Source organism: Desulfotomaculum sp. (assembly GCF_982386235.1).
Map to the genome: position 1 here is coordinate 38,538 of NZ_CEVWQM010000021.1, position 19,664 is coordinate 58,201.

Here is a 19,664-nt window from a genome sequence, read left to right on the forward strand (position 1 = left end):
TTTAGCTTTTTGAAAACAACACAGGAGCTAAGAAATTCGATACGTTATGTAATAGCAGTAACCCTTAGTGTACCAGAACCGTAAGAAATACATGCAATAAAGCTGCGGCTAACAAGAGTGACCGCTAAAACGCAGGTCAGCGAACTACCCATCCAATACAAACAACAAGCTAGGAGGAACACCAAAATGTTTGGTCTCAACACCGATATAGGAATAGATTTAGGAACCGCCAGTGTTCTGGTATTTGTCAAAGGAAAAGGCATCGTACTCCGGGAACCCTCGGTGGTTGCCATCAACAAAGACACCGGAAAAATCATCGCCGTAGGCGAAGAAGCCCGCCGCATGCTGGGCCGTACCCCCGGCAACATTGTCGCCACCCGCCCCCTCAGGGAAGGTGTCATTGCCGACTACGACGTAACCGAAAAAATGCTCCGTTACTTCATTAATAAAGCCAACGGCAAAAAGTGGTTCTTCCGCCCCCGGGTTATGATCTGCATACCCTCCGGCGTCACCGGTGTCGAAGAAAGGGCCGTCCGCCAAGCCTCCGTCTCCGCCGGAGCCAGTACCGCCCACCTCATCGAAGAACCCTTGGCCGCAGCCCTCGGCGCAGGCATCGACATCGCCGAACCCAGCGGCTCCATGATCGTCGACATCGGCGGCGGCACCTCCGACGTAGCAGTACTTTCCCTCGGCGGCATTGTTTGCAGCCGTTCCATCCGCGTTGGTGGTGATAAATTCGACGAAGCCATCGTACGCTATATAAGGAAAGAATTCAGCCTCATGATCGGCGAACGCACCGGCGAAGAAATCAAAGTAGAAGTAGCCACCGCTGTTCCAGAGAAGACACCCGAAAGAGTCACCGAAATCCGGGGCCGCGACCTGATAACTGGGCTACCCAAGGCTGTTACAGTAAGCAGTCACCAGGTTTATAACGCCATAGCTGAACCCCTGGAAGCAGTGATCAGTTCGGTAAAAGAAGTGCTGGAAATGACCCCGCCGGAATTGGCGGCAGATATTGTGAACAAGGGTATTGTCATGACAGGCGGTGGTGCTTTGCTGCATGGATTGGATACTCTGATTTCAGAGGAAACTGGTTTGGCAGTTTATATAGCGGATGATGCTATTTCCTGTGTGGCTCAGGGGACAGGGAAGGCTTTGGCCATGATGAATGTGCTGCCGAAGCAGAAGAGTGGGAAGTTGTTTAAGAAGGTTATGGGGTAGACGTATCTTTTCTTAATATCTTTAATAAGGGCTTATATTATTGAAAGGAGCGATAGTATTTATGAAGAGATATTTTATAATTCTATTATCCCTATCACTATTAGTCTTAACAACAGTTGGAACAGCTATGGGTAACCAGGGTGTTGATGTTATTGTAGATGGGAAAAAGCTAAATTTGGATGCCCCGACGTTAATAGAGAATGGAAGGGTTTTAGTACCCCTTAGGGCAATATTTAACGCTTTAGATGCGGAAGTGAATTATAATGAAGTAAATGGTATCATTTGGGCAAAAAGATATGACACGGTCATTACTCTTAAGATGGGCTCTAAGGACGCCTACGTCAACAATACTCATAGGTTTCTGGATGTACCAGCGAAGTCGATAAATGGTCATACGATGATTCCGTTAAGGTTTGTTTCAGAAGCTATAGATGCAAAAGTAACATATGAGAATAATGTGATATCTATTACTAAAAGTAAAGAACCTGTAAAAGTGCATTTTATAGACTTAGGGTCAGGAGAAGCTATTTTTATACAGATAATGGATAAAAGCATATTAATTGATGGCGGGGACTGGGACAACGTCAGCAAATTAACAAGTTTTTTAAGAGATCAAAGGATAAAGGAAATCGATCTTTTGATTTCAACTCAGCCTAGTGAAGAAAATATGGGGGGATTACCTACTATATTAAAACAGTTTAAAGTTAAGCGGTTAATTGATAGCGGAAAAATATCTTCAGGTGATTCTTACCTTAAGTATAAAGAATCCGCAATTAAACAGCAAGAAAAAGGAATGGTATGGGAAACGGTAAGGGAACAGGAAATAAATATTTATGACACAAAGCTTCAAATATTAACAAAATACCAAGATAACATCAAGGAAAGCTTTAAGAGCGCTTCTGTTGTAAGTAGATTTACTGTCGGTAATGTTGGGTTTCTCTTTATGGGGGATGTTGAAGGCAACAAAGAGCAGATGATTAATTATCAAGGCCCAGCCCAAATAATAAAGATAGCAAATCATGGCGGAGAGTACTCTACTAGTGAGTCATTACTTAAGAGTGTTAAACCGCAAGTCGCAATAATATTTGTGGGTGAGGCAAATAAGGATCTACTACCCAGCCAAAAAACGCTGGAACGAATAATTATTAGTGGCGCAAAGATCTATAGAACAGATTTAAATGGTACGGTAACTATTACTACAAACGGAAAAGAATACTCCTTGGCAACGGAGTATAATAATTTGCCCGCTATGAATAGTAGCAAAAAAGAAGCACATCCACCGGTTGACTTTGGGCTATACGTAGGGGACATAAAGAAACAGATGTTTCACTTGCCGGGTTGCTCAGAAGCTAAAAAAATCAAAGTAGATGATAAGGCTTGGTTTACTAGTATAGATCATGCTAAGGAAAATAACTACTTGCCACATAGCATATGCATTCCAAATAGATAAATTGCAATTAATTATTTCAGGAACAAAAGATCAAAAGATAGCGTCTATCGGTTTAGATAACAGGTATTAGTATCATGCTCATGTTCCTTGCAAAATATTTTATAAAAAAGTGATTTTAATTGGAACCTATTGTAGGCTTAAGTCGTCTATCGTTATGTAAAGGGAAACAGGACCTTCAATAATGGAAAAGACCAAAATTTAGGGGTTTTTGCCGACAGAGACACAGAAATCATAATTGACAAATAAATACTGTGTTACATGTGTGGTTGGTAAAAGATCTCGTCAATTTTACAAAAGAATTGAAAGGGGGGGGTGGCGAACCTTTAAAAGGAATGGTTCGTCCAACTAACCAATCAATGATTTGGTGAACTTTTTCCAAGGAAAGGGATCCAACAAATGGGGCAACCCACAAAAACAAAACCAAAAATCCTTGGAATAATATTTAGGAGGGAAATAGATTGAAAAAGAGTAAAAAAGTTGTTTCTAGCTTATTAGCTATGTCGATGTTGGTTGGGATACTTCCCGCTACTGGAGCCTTTGCTGCTTCTGACAACCGTGTTTCCAATGTTCCTATGGTTGCTGATGATTATAAAGGTGAACTTGGTTACTTAACAATTGCAGAAGACAAAGATTATACTGATGACTTCTTGGCTGGCAAAACCTTTACAGTTACTCTCCCGGCAGGGGTAAAAATTAAAAACAGTGTAAACGACATGGTATACTATAAAGACGGTGTAAACGCTAGCTACGCACTTCTGCCTAACGCTAACGTTGTAATTAGCGGAGACTACACTGTAGATATTACCCTTCCTGCTACCGTAAGTAGTACCACTCATGATTTTATTCAAATTCGCCCCAGAGTGGAAATTGATGGTTTTGACGGTACCGCCATTGAGGCAACTGTTGATGGTCTTGGCTCCGGCATCACCTCTGGTAAATTTATCATTGGTGAAGTTGCAGGCGGGGACACTACTGCTACTGTTATAAAGAAAGAGACTGTTGGTGATGGCAACGTCAAAGGTGGCGTTATCCGTATTACTGAAAATAGCGTAGGTGCTATTGGTGACGATCCTCAGGTGATAAAATTAAAATTACCTAAAGACTTTAAATGGAATGTAACTGATACTGTAAATAGCGTTGCTTTCTTGGGTGGTTTTGAAGGCGCTGCATCTATAGTAGCTGACAAGAGTAACCCTGAAGATCGCACTTTGGAAATTAAAATTGATCCCAAGGATAGCCGTACACAACGTGGTATTATCCAAATCACCCCCTACTTCTCTGCAAAAAATGACGCTGACTTTGGCGATGTAACCGTTGAATTGTCCGGTGACAAAGTAGATGATGCAGATCTGATTGTTGCAGAATACGCTGATTATGGCGCAACCGTGAAGTGTGATGGAGACCCGGAAGAAATTTTTGCTGGTGAGACAGAGCAAGAATTACAAACCCTATACATCAAAGAAGATGTTAAGGGTAGTATTATTGCTGACCGTAAAATCAACATTAAATTCCCAAGTTGGGTTAAAATTTCTAAAGCCAGTTTGGTAAGCGGCTCAAATAAAAATCTAACCTCTTACACTATTGACACACCTACTGGCGAAGACAATGATCTTGATATCACTTTAAAACCTAATGGTAATGGTAAGGTTGAAATTAAAATTGACTTCGAAGTGAGTGTTCAAGCTGACAAGTCTGGTGATGTTGAAGCGGTAGTTACTAGTAAAGCCGGGATTGAAGGAAAAGTAGTTTTAGCAAAAGCTATAGCCCCCGTAGCTCTTGAAGCCACTGTAACCAACGTTAAGATTGGTGCTAAAGGCCAGGCTATAGGTGATATCATTATCACCGAAGGTAAAGACGAAGGAATTAAGAAGGGTGACCTGAAACTGGTTCTGCCTAATAACGTTGATTGGGATGGCACTCCAAATGTACAAGTGATTGAAGGCAACATCGATATTGATGAAGATGGTGTTGATACCGATGATGAAACATTAACCATTCCTGTTAAGTCTACAAGTGGCAAAGCCAGCAAGATTAAAATTTCTGGCATTAAACTGTCCGTAGATCGTACCGTTCCTGAAGGATCTGTAGAAGTTAAAGTTAAGGGTGACGCTGTAGTACTGAATGACAAGAATCAAGGCGTTTCTGGTAAACTAGAAGCTGAAGAGTTTGACACAGACTATGTTGTTAAGGCTATGATTGCTAACGTAGCTACTCCCGCTCCCGAAGCAGGTACTGCTATCTTTAACGTAGGCTCTTCAATTTATACTGCAGCTGGAGTAACTAAAGTTATGGATGCTGCTCCATACATTAAGGATGGTCGCACCTACGTTCCAGTTCGTTACTTGGCACTGGCTATGGGTGTAATGGAAGACGATATCGGTTTTGAAAATGGTGTTGTAACTCTGAAGAAGAATGATGTAACTCTGAGCCTGACTATTGGTAGCAAGACACTAGTTAAAAATGACACCAACGTTCAAATGGATGTAGCGCCAGAAGTTGTAAATGGCCGTACCATGTTACCCGCCCGCTTCGTTGCTGAAGGATTTGGTGGACTGGTTGGTTTTGCTAACGGTCAAGTAGTAATTTCTCAATAATTGATAAAATAATTAACTAAAGAGGCCCAGACCAACACTGGTCTGGGCCTTTTCCTCAAAAAACTACCTTGTTAACTTTTAGGAAAAAACGAGGGGATTTGCATGAATAAAAAAATAATAATATTGATTTTTTTGTTATCTTTTCTTGGTGTTTGTGGCAATGCTTTTGCGGACAGTGGAAATAAAGATGAGTTAACGTTAAATGATGCAATTAAAAAAGCTTTTACTCAAAGCAAGACATTATCTAGTGGCCAAATGGAAATAGATAAAACAGAAAAGATGTTTGATCGTGTGAGTCAATATATAACATCCTTTCCTATTGATAGGGATTATAATAAAAGCATGGAGAGTCCATACAAATCATATTATGGTTTGGATTATGAATTAAAAAAATCGGAGAAAAGATTAGAAAATGATAAGCGGCAGCTAATTATTGATACAAAAAGCAAGTATTTTAATGTACTATTGGCGCAATATAAAGTTCAAGCTTCTAAATTAAGTTTAACTAAATCTCTTTTAGAGTTATCCAATATCCATTCTAAATATGAAGTAGGCATGGCAACTAAATTAGAGGTTTTATCAGCTGAATCACAGGTAGTTAAAGACAAAACAGGGTTAAAAGAAAGCGAATCTTTACTTGCAACTGCATATAATGAGCTAAATATATTAATAGGGTTAGATTCAAAAGCTGCACCTACGTTAGTTGATGATATAACTTTTTTACCTGTTGATTTTGATAAGGAAACTGAGGTATTAAAAGCAGTTAATAACTCATACGAAACTTGGAATACGGAAGAGGCTGTGAGATACAGTGAACAAATGAAATTTTTTGAGACATACTTAGATGTTGGTACTTACAATGAAGCAATTGCTAAAAACAGCTTAAGGAATACCAAAGAGCAAATTAGTATACAAGCGAGGACGCTTTGTCATACGGTAGAAAATATGAAGGCAAGGTATGCACAAATAGAGGAACAAGAAAAACAACTATTAGAAAATTTGCGGTTGTTGGAGGTTCAACAAAAGGTTGGCATGGTAACGAAGGATAAAGTGGTTGTTTCAGAATTAGCTTTAGAAGAATTGCGAGTTGCTAAAAAGGAATTAGTGTTTAACTATTTTATAGCAATTGATAATTTGAAGAAATTAACAGGTGAATTAAATGTAAAGATTAGTTAATAACTAAGTATATTTCATATTAATATTTTGCCCACCTAAGAATTGTAGTATAGAAAAAATTCAGTTGGTGGGCTTTATTTTCTCTTATATAGGGTATAATTCTAACTAGTAGTATTTGATAGATATTTACGGGGGGTAAAAGATATGACATTAACACTAAAACTATCAGTTCACCCTGATAGAGTTTATAAAAAATCAATAATAGAAGAAGAACTAATAATAAAGGAAATTAATGAGTTACCCCCCCTTGCGGAGGGTCAGGTATCAATCGATAAAAGCTATATTGTACATTATGATGATCAAATTGAAATGGGCCTTTATTTGAGAAATGCTTCATCTGACACACTCTACTTCGGTCAAACCACTTGTGAACTATTGAATAATGAGGGGAATATAATAGCAAAACAATCTTTTGATTTGAGTAAAATGGGTGATATAGAACCTTTTTCAGTTAGGCCATGGGAAGTATTCTTTGATAAAGAAAATGTTTATAATACTGATTTGTTAAAAGATGGGGAAAATTATTCAATAAGGTATCAGAAGAGTGAAGGAAAAGAACCCTACGTAAAAATAGTTCAGGATAAAGAACCCGACCCCCTTAACGAAGAGGAATTATCAAGGTTAAATCAATTTATAAGAGCTTTACCAACAGTTAAGGAGAACACGATTAGTGTATCTCCATTTGATATAAAGAAAAATAATGTGGGAGAACTGTTAGTAACAATTATTGTTAGGCATGGTTGTACTAACCCTGTTAAGCTTTCAAGATTTCAACTGGGCGTTATTGACAACGAAAACAAATTGATAGCAAAAGCGGTCTTTAAAATTGAGGAACATGTTCTAGAACCAAATTTTTTCTTTTTAAGAACATTTACATACCCCCCTGAATTAATTTTAGAAGAAAAAATGGATCTAAGCTCATGGAATATACTAGTGTTTTAAAATGAGTTAGGTTTAATAAGTTGATTATGTAAAATAAAAGTTACAAAATACATAAAATTAAGGGGCGTAAGATAATGGATACCTTTAAAACATTAGAAGATAAGGTTACATATGTAGAAACACTGACTTGTGTATCAACAATGGATGAAAAGGTCACAGAAAGTAGTAAAATACTAATTTATAACATTTTATCCAACTACAATTTATCAGAACATTATGCGGATAGGATTTGGGAAAGGGTTCGACAAAAAAGAAGTCTTGAAGATATACTATCACCCATGGAAGATATGGATATAAAAATAAAGCAACTTTTTATTCAGGAATTAGTCATGGTATTTTTGGCAAGCGAAAAATACCAGAAGGAAAAAAGAACATTAATAAATGTTTGTAATATATTTGGAATTAATACAAGACTAGAAATGATAAAAGAACATGTTGTAAGAATATTGAGAGAAAAGAAGGGTAAAACAGGTAGTAATTAAGTAATGATTTTCACCTAACTTTCATTATTAATACATGAATTATACTACAATTATTGGATTATAAAAATTTGTTGATAAAGCCATCTATTGCTGTAGAATTTAGTAATAGATGGCTTATAAATTTTTAAAAATTAAACTGACGGAATAGCGATAATTATGGTTAAATTTTCTAGTAGTTTCAAATATTACAGCTAGAATTTTATATTTTAATAAAAGGAATCCTGTCAACTGTTGTAGAAACTGAGTAGTGGTAAAATTAATTAGATAGGAGAGTATCATGAGTACCGTAGTAAAAGCTACTGAGAATATATTTCCGATAAATAGGGATCCCTTTCAAATTGTTACTATTCCTGAAAAAATCTCTTTCTGGGCAATATCAATTCTACTTTTTTTTGCTCCTTTCTTTAGAGGATTATTCTTTCCTGAGGAACAAAGATTAGCACTACTACTAGCAGCAGTTGTCTTTTGGCTTATTTCTTTTGCAGGTTATTTAGACAAAGACAGGTGTTTTTTTTCTAACCCCTTAGAGTATCTTTTGTTGGGACTGTCTATAGCTTACCTATTAGCAACCCTAAATGCTGCTAATTACGGCTTATCAATAGACGAATTATTAGAAAACCTACTGTATTTTGCAGTTTTTTGGTCAGTTTCCAGAATTATCCGCTGCTCTGAAGATATAGAAAAGATTCTTCTTGTCATACTTTCTGCTGCTGTACTGGTTTCATTAGCAGGGTTATTTACTGCATCAGGTTGGTTAAACATTAAAGATGGTTTTCTTATTAACGATGGTGGCACCATAGCTTCAACCTTCCAATATAAGAATTCGCTGGCATCATTTTTGATTGCTACTATATTTATAGGATTATATTTATATAACAAGGCGCCTAACAGAGTTATAAAATATATACTAAATGTATCCAACTTCATCATGTTACTGGTATTTTTCTCTACGCAATCCCATGGCGGATATATTATATTCACCATTTTTAGCATTGCCTTGTGGATTCTTAATCCAATAGAAATGCGATTTAAAATAATTCTAAACACAGTAGTAACCGGGTTAATGGCATTGGTTGGAAGTAGATTGTTTCTACAAAGTATTGGTGCAAACGCCATTGGGCAGGCCTGGATATGGATCATGTTGGGAATTATGCTTTCTTTAATTGTAACCTTATTATTAGAAAAAATTAATAAAAGCGGTAAAGAGCCAAAGATACCCTTTAAACATTTGTTAGTAATTACCACTATAGCCATCATTATTTTATGCATTGTAATGGCTATCACCGGAGTATTTCAAATACTATATGAAAAACTTCATATGTTTGGTGCAATGGAGCGTATCACCATGTATGAAGATGGTCTAAAAATGATTAAAGAAAAACCCCTATTAGGTTGGGGTGGTGGTGGTTGGACCGATGCTTATACTATGTTTCAAGGCTATGGCTACAATGTTCGCCAAACACATAGCTATTTTATACAGTTAGCTATTGAGACAGGATTTGTAGGTTTAGCAATTGCCATTTCTTTCTGGGTGCTTTTTCTAGCAAAGGCTTATAAAATATATAAATCATCTATCAAGAATCCCGACTTAAGTTCTATTGCTGCTACGTTGATTTGTTCAGTACTGGCAATTATCTCCCATGCCGTATTTGACTTTGACTTGTCTCTATCAGCCTTGACTATAACTATGTACTCGCTTATTGCATGCTTAGTAGCGATAGATTATAACCAACGTAGTGATTCAAAAAATAAACAAGGGTCAATCTCCGGCTGGGGGTTAAAATTCTCACTTTCAACTGTTATGACTCTGCTGGTATTAGTGTTTACCCTTACAGTTGCTTCATCTAACAACCTATACAATGCAACCATGGAAGCAATTCAAGCACGCGATGGACAAAAGGCAGTAAAATATATTGGCCAAGCAATAACCATAAATCCTTTCAATTCGGAAAACTATGCCCTTGCCTCCCAATTACAAACCGCCCTGGGAAAGGGAGATAAAGCCGTCGAATATGCAGAAAAAGCAGTAGAAATGGCCAGATATAACCCTAATAGATATTCTGAGCTAGCCATTGTTTATTTAAGAAATGGCGAAAGTGAAAAAGCAGTTAAAGCAGCTCACAAGACAATAGAATTAGTACCATTAAAAGCACCCTATTACGAGACTTATGCAAGTGTATTAACGAGTGCGGCAATAAATGAATTGAGGTCTGAAAATCCACAACAAGCAGGGGCGTATGTAAATAGTACTTTATCTATTCCTATGAAAATAGATAAAGTACTAGCATCTGTTAGTCCAGAGAAGAGAAGATTATGGGAATATGGTCAACCCTTAGTAGTGACAGACAAAATTAAACTACAGCTAGGAATAGCATATTTGCTGCAAGGAAACATAGATCAAGCAAATATGTATATAACGGAAGCAGCACAAAATCAGGAGGTACAAAAGGAAGCAATTCTTTGGCAAGCATTACTTGCTGAAAAACAAGGAGATAAGAAAAAGGCAGAAGAAATATTGAACGCGGCACAAAAGGATAACCCAAATATTAAGAAACAGTTTGAAGAATTATCTAAATTAAAAAGCTTAGCGAACTAATATAAACTTGGTAAAGGGAGGTGGTTAGTATGGATGGGGAACCGGTTACACTTCAGTGCCGATCGAAGGTCTCAAACACACTGTCCACCACAAAAAAAATACTAACCATACCATCTCTTATTATTATTGACGGGCTTGCCATTGGAATTAGTATATTCTTAGCTTATGTTATAAGAACATACGTATTACCTGAGCTATTTCCGGGATCCTTTAAACCAAAACTATTAGCGGATACCCTCCAAAATATCTGGTGGTTGCCGATGGTGCTAATATCTTGTATGGCCTATGAGGATCTTTACCAAAAAAGGCTTCCTTTTTGGAAAGAGGTTGAAAAAACACTTAAGTCCTGTACATTGGCACTGATATTTTCTATATCATTGCTTTACCTGGCAAAAATGAGTAATGAAATATCACGTAGTCTATTATTGATTACCTGGCTGCTTACAATCGTATTAATTCCTTTGCTAAGATATTTGGGGAAATTGCTACTAGTTAAATTAAATATCTGGAGCAAACCAGTTTTGATTTTTGGTGCAGGGAAAACAGGTGAATTAATCTTAAAGGCATTGTGCCGTGAACAAACCATGGGCTACGATATTGTAGGTTTTTTAGATGATAATAAAAAAATTGCAGGTATTCCTACACCTTTAACTCGCCAAGTAATACCGGTTTTAGGAACCTTTGAAGATGCAGAGAAAATCATTTCTATGTACAAAGTCAACGAAGTTATCGTAGCCGCACCAGGTATTCCAGCTAAGCAACTGGTTGAACTAACCAACCGTCTCCAACCGATGGTTAATAACGTAATGTTAGTTCCTGATTTATTTGGTTTATCCATGAATGGCATCGAAGTTGAGTACTTCTTTGATGAGCAAGCCCTGTTACTTAATGTAAAGAACCAATTGAAATCCACTCTAAACAGGAGTATCAAACGCACCTTTGACCTAGTAGTGGGTTCACTACTTTTAATTATGTGTGTACCCTTTTTACTATTGATAGCCGCAGCCATAAAACTCGACTCTAAAGGGCCAGCTTTCTTCGCGCAAGAAAGACTAGGACAAGATGGCACCACCTTTATTTGCTATAAATTTAGAACCATGTTTACCGATGGGAACAACTTATTAAAAAAATACCTTTTAACTAATAAACAAGCCAGGGACGAATGGGCAACCTTTAATAAGCTAAGGGGGCATGACCCCCGTGTTACCAGGGTTGGCTTGCTTTTAAGAAGGTTTAGCATTGATGAACTACCCCAACTGCTTAATGTGATCATAGGTGATATGAGCCTAGTGGGTCCACGCCCCTACCTGCCACGAGAAAAAAAGCAAATGGGCAATTGGATTTATGATATTCACGTTGCCAAACCGGGAATTACCGGACTCTGGCAAGTTAGCGGGCGGAATGAGATAGAATTTGGGGGCAGGTTAAAATTAGATACATGGTATGTGAGGAATTGGTCGATGTGGTTGGATATAATCCTTCTTTTAAAAACAATTCGGGTTGTATTAATAAGGAAAGGAGCATATTAGGCTTCGCTAAATATAGATGTTATTAAAGTGAGGGAGATAATTTGATTTATTACGTAGTAATGGCAGGAGGTAGGGGGGAACGCTTTTGGCCAAAGAGCAGAAGTAGTTTACCCAAACAATTCCTAAATATTACAGATGATAAAAGCTTATTGCAATGCACAATTGAACGTCTGAAAAGAATTGCATTACCCCAACAAATATATATCGTAACTAATGAAGAGTATAGTGATATAGTATTTGAGCAAATACCTGAGATACCAAAAGTTAATATTCTACTGGAGCCTTACGGAAGGGATACTGCGGCGGCTATTGGCTATGCAGCTATACATATCTATCAAGAGAATCCTAATTCTGTCATGGCGGTATTGCCAGCTGATCATGCAATTGATGGTGAACATGAATACCTAAGAACACTCACCTTGGCTACCCACATTGCCGCTCTTCAAGACACTTTGGTAACTATTGGAATAAAACCTACGAGGCCGGAAACTGGATATGGATATATTGAATGTGGTAACTACAGTGAAAATGGTGTGGCTTTCGAGGTAAAACGTTTCAGAGAAAAGCCGGATACAAAAACTGCAAAAGAATTTATTACTAACGGAAACTTCCTGTGGAATAGTGGCATGTTTGTTTGGAAAACAGAGGTGATCTTAGATAAGATAAAAGAACATCTTCCAGAACATTACGAAGGCTTACAGAAACTTTTTAAACAAATAGAAGAGGGCATACAAATTTCGAGCTTAAGGGATGTATATAATAAATTTGGAAAGGTTTCCATAGACTATGGAATATTGGAGAGAGCTAATAACATAGTTGTGGTTCCAGCGAATTTTACGTGGGACGATGTAGGTAGTTGGCTTGCTATGGAACGTATGCTAGGAAAAGATATTAATGATAACTCTACCTATGGACCTGCAATGTTGGTAGAAACTTCAAATTGTATTATATATTCGACTGGTCCCTTGGTAGCTACAACAGGGATTGAAAATTTGGTGGTTGTAGCAACAGAAGATGCAGTATTAGTTTGTACTAAGGAAAAAACACCGGACTTAAAACAAGTAATAGGTAAAATAAAGGATTCTAGTTTTCAACATATTCTTTAAGGTATTCAGGAGGTCAAAATGAAAAAGGCGTTGATAACAGGCATTACTGGCCAGGATGGAGCATACCTAGCTCAATTACTCTTAGAAAAAGGGTATAAAGTTTATGCGATAGACCGTAGGACAAGTACTGTGACGTATGAGCGATTAGATTATCTTAATATAACTAATGATATAGAAATACTAGATGGCGATTTGACAGATCTGTCTTCTTTAATTAGGGTATTGAACTATGCAAAGCCAGATGAAATTTATAATTTAGCAGCCCAGAGTTTTGTAGGTACATCTTGGGAACAACCAATTTTAACAGCTCAAGTAACTGGAATAGGTGCACTTTATTTATTAGAAGCCATACGTATATTAGGTTTAAACTGCAGGTATTATCAAGCAAGTACCAGTGAAATGTTTGGTAAAGTTCAGGAAATGCCTCAGACGGAAAAGACACCCTTCTACCCAAGAAGCCCTTATGGGGTTGCAAAATTATATGCACATTGGATAACTGTAAATTACAGAGAAAGTTTTAACATGTACAATTGTTCAGGGATTCTCTTTAACCACGAATCCCCCATAAGAGGAAAAGAATTTGTGACACGCAAGATTACTAACGCAGTAGCTAGAATTAAATGTGGTTTGCAAGATGAACTTCGTTTAGGAAATCTTGATGCAAAACGAGACTGGGGATACGCAAAAGATTTTGTAGAGTGTATGTGGTTAATGTTGCAACAAGGGAAACCTGATGATTATGTAATAGCAACAGGAGAAACTCATTCCGTTCGTGAATTCTTAGAAATTTCGTTTAGCTATGTTGGTTTAAACTACGAAGATTATGTAGTAGTTGATCCTAAGTTCTTTCGTGCTGCTGAGGTAGAAATACTGTTAGGTAATCCACAAAAAGCTGTGGATAAACTTGGTTGGAATCCTACAAAAACCAACTTTAAAGAATTGGTAACGATGATGGTTGAAGCAGATATGGAACGAGTTAGAAGGGAATGCAGATAATGACTCGTGCATTAATTATTGGGGTTAGTGGCTTTGTTGGAAAACATCTACTACCATATTTGTTCGATAAAAATATAGAAGTCGCAGGAACTTATCATAGATCAGATAATTTATTATTGAAAAATGTTAAATTGTTTAAGTGTAACATTTTAGATAGACAAGAGGTAAATAATGTGATAATGAAGTATCGGCCAGATTATATTTTTCATCTGGCCGGACCTTCTTATGTTGCTGATTCCTGGGATAAGGAAGAGAGAATATTTGAAGAGATTAATTTTGGGACAAGAAACGTACTTCAAGCTGCAATAAATCATGTTCCGAATTCAACGGTACTTTATGTTAGTTCTGCAGATGTTTATGGAGACTTTAGTCCAGAGGCGATACCTCTCATGGAAAGTGTCAACCCAAGGCCTACTAACCCTTATGGTTATTCAAAGGCTTGTTCGGAATTGCTTTGTTTAGAATACTTCTATAAATATAATCTCAATGTGATTATAGCAAGGCCTTTTAATCATACGGGTCCTGGACAAAAGGAGAGTTTCTTTTGTCCGGCATTAGCCAAGCAAATTGCCAAAATCCTGTCAGGGTTTTCGGAGCCCAATATTATTATGGGAAACCTTGAAGTGGAAAGAGATTTTTTAGATGTTAAAGATGTTGTTGCTGCCTACTATATGTTAATGACCAGTGGAAGAGCGGGTAATATATATAACATATGCTCAGGTAAAACAATAAAGTTAAAGGATGTTTTAGAGACAATGTTAATTAAGACAAAGTTGTTATCAAAGGTTACAATTGAGGTAGATCCAAGTAAAATAAGACTAGGGGAACAAATGCAGATTTGCGGAAGTTATGAAAAAATACGGAATGAGATCGGTTGGGAACCTAGCATACCTTTTGATTCTACTTTAGGAAGCTTACTTGTATTTTGGAGGGAAAAGTATGAACTTCTTTAAAAATAAACGCATAGTAGTTACTGGTGGTTCAGGTTTTCTTGGAAGTCATGTTGTGGAATTGTTGGAGGAAAGGGATTGTAGGAATATATTTGTGCCTAGAAGTAAAGATTATGATTTGCGCAAAGAGAAAGATATTATACGGTTATTCCAGGATGTTGTCCCCGATATTGTCATTCATCTTGCAGCAGTTGTTGGGGGAATTGGGGCAAACAGATTAAATCCCGGCAAATTTTTTTATGATAATATCATGATGGGGACACAACTAATAGAACAATCAAGGCTTCATAATTTGGAAAAGTTCGTAGCGATAGGTACAATATGTTCTTATCCTAAATTCACACCAATACCTTTTAAGGAAGAGGATTTATGGATTGGTTATCCAGAAGAAACTAATGCTCCATACGGTTTAGCCAAGAAAATGATGTTGGTTCAGTCGATGGCTTATAGAGAGCAATACCATTTTAATTCTATTTTCTTACTACCTGTTAATCTCTATGGTAAGAGAGATAATTTTGACCCAGAATCTTCCCATGTTATACCAGCTCTCATAAAAAAATGCGTAGATGCTGTAAGAGAACACAATGATAAAATATATGTTTGGGGTACGGGGGGGGCTACGAGGGAGTTCCTATATGTTGAGGATGCTGCAGAGGCAATTGTTTTAGCCACAGAGAAATATAACAAAAGTGAGCCCGTAAACATAGGCGCTGGATTTGAAATATCTATTAAAGATTTGGTGGAGCTAGTTGCTAAGCTAACCGGTTTTAAAGGACAAATCATATGGGATGCTAGCAAGCCAGATGGTCAACCAAGACGTTGTCTAGATACCGCAAAGGCCTATAATGAATTTGGCTTTAAAGCAAAAACATCATTTGAAAATGGATTAAAAAAGACAATTGAGTGGTATATTAAAAATATTTGATTAACGAGGCTGCTATGAGTGCAATAAATCAACTAAGCCCCATATCTATGTTGCGAAGGATATGGGTATATAGGGAGTTAATTATACAGTTAGTAAAAAGAGATATTCTTGGTAGATACAAAGGTTCATATTTAGGCCTTTTATGGTCTTTTTTGACGCCAATTTTTATGTTGTTAATATATACTTTCGTTTTTAGTGTTATTTTCAACGCTCGGTGGGGAGGGGACGGTAATGATAAGCTCCTGTTTGCTTTTATATTATTTTGTGGATTAAACGTTTTTACTATATTCGCAGAATGCATAAACAGATCACCTTTGCTAATATCGTCAAATGTTAATTATGTAAAGAAAGTAGTCTTTCCTTTAGAAATACTCCCAGTAACCATAATAATCTCGTCGCTAGTAAATGCTTCTATAGGATTTGGAATACTACTGATCGGTCTTTTATTAACTGGCAAATTTCATGTAACTGCACTGCTACTACCTTTAGTAATTCTACCGTTTGTTTTACTTACGTTAGGGATGTGCTGGTTTATATCTTCTTTAGGGGTATATGTGAAAGATATTGGTCATGCATTAGGTACGATAGTAAATGGTCTTATGTTTTTGAGTCCAATTTTTTATCCAATCACTGCTATTCCTAAAGAGCTACAAATTTTATTCTATATAAACCCACTTACACATGTGGTCGAAGGAGCCAGAAAAGTGGTCATCTGGGGGCAGGGGCCGGATTGGGTTAATCTGTTTCTACAATTTATAGTTGGGTTAGTGATAATGTATATAGGTTACGTATGGTTTCAAAAGACTCGTGAAGGTTTTGCAGATATAATATAACCTATTATTAAGGAGATTAAAAAGTGGATACTTCACTTGCGTGTAGTACTAGGTACCTAAAAGCAGAGGGAATTACTGCTGCTTTGTCTGTAAATAAAGTAAGTAAATGCTATTCTATATATGATACCCCTAAAGATAGATTAAAGGAATTGATTTTTAAAAAATTTGGGAAAAATTATGGAAAAGAATTTTGGGCATTGCAAAATTCATCTTTTGAAATATTCCCAGGGGAGACTTTTGGTATTATAGGGCGAAATGGTAGTGGAAAAAGTACATTATTGCAAATTATAGCTGGAATTATTAAGCCAACGACAGGTTTGGTTTCTGTGAATGGCAAAATTGCTGCTTTATTGGAATTGGGAAGCGGATTTAACCCTGAATTTACTGGGATAGAGAATGTGTACTTAAATGGCACATTATTTGGTTTAACAAAGAACGAGGTTGAAAAGCGATTAGATGATATTTTAAATTTTGCAGATATTGGGGAGTTTATTAATCAACCTGTTAAAACATACTCAAGTGGAATGTTTGTTAGATTGGCTTTTGCTGTGGCAACAAGTGTGGATTCAAATATATTATTAATCGATGAGGCGTTAGCTGTAGGGGATGTGTTTTTTAGACAGAAATGTTACTCAAAGCTACAAAAATTAAAGGAAAATGGAACTTCAATCGTTTTAGTATCACACTCAATGAATGATGTAGAACAGTACTGTGATAATGCTATGCTCTTGGATAAGGGTATACAAGTATTTGTTGGAAGTGCCTCAGAGGCAGTTAGGCAATATTATCTACTGGAACAAGCGAACAATACACATCGTTATATTGCCAGTAAGGAAGATAAATCAGAAACCTTTATGAGGACTAATGAAGATAGATTAGGACAAAGGGAAAAAAATAATTATTTTTGGCCAACAAAAGAAGCTTTTTTTGACATATATAATATTGTTCAAATTTCTAATGGTTGGTCTAGGTGCTTAAGTGTTGCACTTACTAATAGCGAAGGACAAGCAAACAGGGTTTTTGAACAAGGTGAAACAGCAGTGTTTTTTTATGAATTTGATGTTTTGCAAGATATTGAAGTTCCTATTTCGGGAATTGCAATCAGCAATGACAAGAATATTACTGTTCATGGGAAGAATACTTTGCAGCATGACACGATAGTTCCTTTAAAGATTGCTAAAGGAAGCAGGGTAAGGTTTAAACAGGAGATACAACTTAGTCTTGCAGTTGGAGAATACACTTTTGAAGTGGGTTTGTCCACAATTAAAGCAGAAGAATATTTGAAAAGAGGTACTTATAATCATGACGAATTAAACAATAAGGAATTTAGAATATGTCACCTAGTTAATATAGGTTCTTTTAATGTTACGTATAGAAAAAAAGGTACTCCGGTTCAGTTGTTACACCATGGTGTATCCGATTTGAAAGGTAATTGTGAAATCCTATCCTTAGATGAATAAACTAATTAGACAGGTGCGGTGGTAACTATGGATAAATTAATTTATATCAATGAATGTTGGTGTGGCTGTAAGGAGTTAGAAGTCTATTCACCGAATTACCTTATATGTAAGAAATGCAAGACCATAATAAGTAATCCCCAACCTGATTATTCAACGTTAACGGTTGCTGATGATGAAGCGGATTTTTATGGAAAAAATTACTGGCTTCAACATGTCAATGAGGACTATGGATATCCAAATATATTTCAACGATCAAGATTGGATCTTTCAGAACGGTGTATATACTGGCTAAAAACTATATTAAAATATAAGCTCCCACCTGCTAATACCCTTGAACTTGGATGTAGTCATGGTGGATTAGTTTTTCTAATGAAATTGGCTGGCTATAATTCTGTAGGTGCCGAAATGAGCCCATGGGTATGCGATTTTGCCCGCCAAATCTTTGATATCCCTATGTTATGTGGTCCACTTGAGGATATTGGTATTCAAGATAGTAGTATAGATTTAATAATGCTTCTAGATGTTTTTGAACACCTAAGTGATCCACTTCATAACTTGAAAAACATTCAAACAAAATTATCAAATGAAGGAATTCTTATACTACAAACACCTTGTTATAACGGGAAAAAATATTCAGAACTAGTTGATCAAAAAGATTTGTTTCTCTCCCAGCTTAAGGAAAATGAACATTTATATTTATTTAATAAGACGTCTATAAAGCAAGTCCTACATAAAAGCGGATTTGGTTATGTTAGTTTTGAACCGTCTATATTTTCTTATGACATGTTTGTGTTTGCCTCTAAGAATCCCCTAAAAACGAATGATGATAAACAGATTGTTGAAACTTTAAAGGGAACTTCTAACGGGCGAATTATACTTTCCATGATAGATATGTATAACGATAACAATAAAACAAGAGATAACTTAAGGGAATGCGAGATGGATAGGGGTGCACGGTTAGAGGTTATTAAGAACCTTAGCTTGCGACTACAGGAATCAGACAAAGACAGATCTGCAAGACTAGAAGTTATAGAAGATATAAGCAACCGTTTACGAGAATCAGATAAAGATAGGGCTGATCGACTAACTGTTATTGAGGACTTAAGCAGACGCATACAAAAATTCCAGAAGGAAAAAGACTTTGAAGAAGAGATACTTAAACAACAAAGACATGAAATTAATGGCCTAATGAAAGAATTGCTCGGGTTAAAAGAGACTTTACTTATGGCAGATAGTCAAAATATCAAATTACAAGAAAAAATACAAAATATAGCAAATGAGGTAACTGCTTTGCATAAGAGCATAAGGGAGTCGACTCGGCTAGGAGTTATTTGGCCAGGTGGAGTTAGTAAAATAAGGAAAGCATTAGACCGCATGTACGAACTATTCAGTAAAAAGAGTTAA

General features: G+C 36.6%; 15 protein-coding genes. All 15 read left to right on the forward strand.

What is annotated here, in order from left to right:
- Window positions 1–186: 186 nt before the first annotated feature.
- The 15 genes from mreB (at window position 187) to AC1U9Z_RS12955 (ending at window position 19,664) form a co-directional block, all read left to right on the forward strand.
- A complete protein-coding gene (gene mreB / locus AC1U9Z_RS12885; RefSeq protein ID WP_479957639.1) occupies window positions 187–1,221 on the forward strand; it encodes a rod shape-determining protein MreB in 1,035 nt (344 codons plus the stop codon).
- A gap of 61 nt (window positions 1,222–1,282) precedes the next feature.
- The gene (locus AC1U9Z_RS12890; protein WP_479957641.1) at window positions 1,283–2,671 is read left to right on the forward strand and encodes a stalk domain-containing protein; all 1,389 of its coding nucleotides are present in this window, start codon (window positions 1,283–1,285) and stop codon (window positions 2,669–2,671) included.
- 458 nt (window positions 2,672–3,129) lie between these two features.
- The gene (locus tag AC1U9Z_RS12895; protein ID WP_479957643.1) at window positions 3,130–5,265 is read left to right on the forward strand and encodes a stalk domain-containing protein; all 2,136 of its coding nucleotides are present in this window, start codon (window positions 3,130–3,132) and stop codon (window positions 5,263–5,265) included.
- 102 nt (window positions 5,266–5,367) lie between these two features.
- Window positions 5,368–6,441: a TolC family protein gene (locus tag AC1U9Z_RS12900; protein ID WP_479957645.1), complete on the forward strand. Its 1,074-nt coding sequence runs from the start codon at window positions 5,368–5,370 to the stop codon at window positions 6,439–6,441.
- 144 nt (window positions 6,442–6,585) lie between these two features.
- A complete protein-coding gene (locus tag AC1U9Z_RS12905; RefSeq protein WP_479957647.1) occupies window positions 6,586–7,383 on the forward strand; it encodes an SLAP domain-containing protein in 798 nt (265 codons plus the stop codon).
- Between the two features lie 74 nt (window positions 7,384–7,457).
- The gene (locus tag AC1U9Z_RS12910) at window positions 7,458–7,865 is read left to right on the forward strand and encodes a hypothetical protein (RefSeq protein ID WP_479957649.1); all 408 of its coding nucleotides are present in this window, start codon (window positions 7,458–7,460) and stop codon (window positions 7,863–7,865) included.
- A 277-nt stretch (window positions 7,866–8,142) separates the two neighbouring features.
- Window positions 8,143–10,461 carry an O-antigen ligase family protein gene (locus AC1U9Z_RS12915; protein WP_479957651.1) on the forward strand — a complete coding sequence of 773 codons (2,319 nt, stop codon included), beginning with the start codon at window positions 8,143–8,145 and terminating at the stop codon, window positions 10,459–10,461.
- A 29-nt stretch (window positions 10,462–10,490) separates the two neighbouring features.
- Entirely contained in the window at window positions 10,491–11,990 is a 1,500-nt protein-coding gene (gene wbaP / locus AC1U9Z_RS12920) for an undecaprenyl-phosphate galactose phosphotransferase WbaP (protein WP_479957653.1), read from the forward strand.
- 41 nt (window positions 11,991–12,031) lie between these two features.
- Window positions 12,032–13,096 carry a mannose-1-phosphate guanylyltransferase gene (locus AC1U9Z_RS12925; RefSeq protein WP_479957656.1) on the forward strand — a complete coding sequence of 355 codons (1,065 nt, stop codon included), beginning with the start codon at window positions 12,032–12,034 and terminating at the stop codon, window positions 13,094–13,096.
- Window positions 13,097–13,114: 18 nt separating this feature from the next.
- On the forward strand, window positions 13,115–14,092 hold the full coding sequence (gene gmd, locus AC1U9Z_RS12930) for a GDP-mannose 4,6-dehydratase (protein ID WP_479957659.1): 978 nt from the start codon (window positions 13,115–13,117) through the stop codon (window positions 14,090–14,092).
- Window positions 14,092–15,045, forward strand: a complete 954-nt coding sequence (locus AC1U9Z_RS12935) for a GDP-mannose 4,6-dehydratase (protein ID WP_479957661.1) — start codon at window positions 14,092–14,094, stop codon at window positions 15,043–15,045. The genes gmd and AC1U9Z_RS12935 overlap by 1 nt, the downstream gene beginning before the upstream one ends.
- A complete protein-coding gene (locus AC1U9Z_RS12940) occupies window positions 15,032–15,967 on the forward strand; it encodes a GDP-L-fucose synthase family protein (RefSeq protein WP_479957663.1) in 936 nt (311 codons plus the stop codon). The genes AC1U9Z_RS12935 and AC1U9Z_RS12940 overlap by 14 nt, the downstream gene beginning before the upstream one ends.
- Window positions 15,968–16,014: 47 nt before the next feature.
- Window positions 16,015–16,800, forward strand: coding sequence for an ABC transporter permease (locus AC1U9Z_RS12945; RefSeq protein WP_479957693.1), 786 nt, complete (start codon window positions 16,015–16,017; stop codon window positions 16,798–16,800).
- A gap of 23 nt (window positions 16,801–16,823) precedes the next feature.
- Complete coding sequence (locus AC1U9Z_RS12950; RefSeq protein ID WP_479957665.1) at window positions 16,824–18,260, forward strand: ABC transporter ATP-binding protein; 1,437 nt, start codon at window positions 16,824–16,826, stop codon at window positions 18,258–18,260.
- Window positions 18,261–18,287: 27 nt separating this feature from the next.
- Window positions 18,288–19,664, forward strand: coding sequence for a class I SAM-dependent methyltransferase (locus tag AC1U9Z_RS12955; protein ID WP_479957667.1), 1,377 nt, complete (start codon window positions 18,288–18,290; stop codon window positions 19,662–19,664).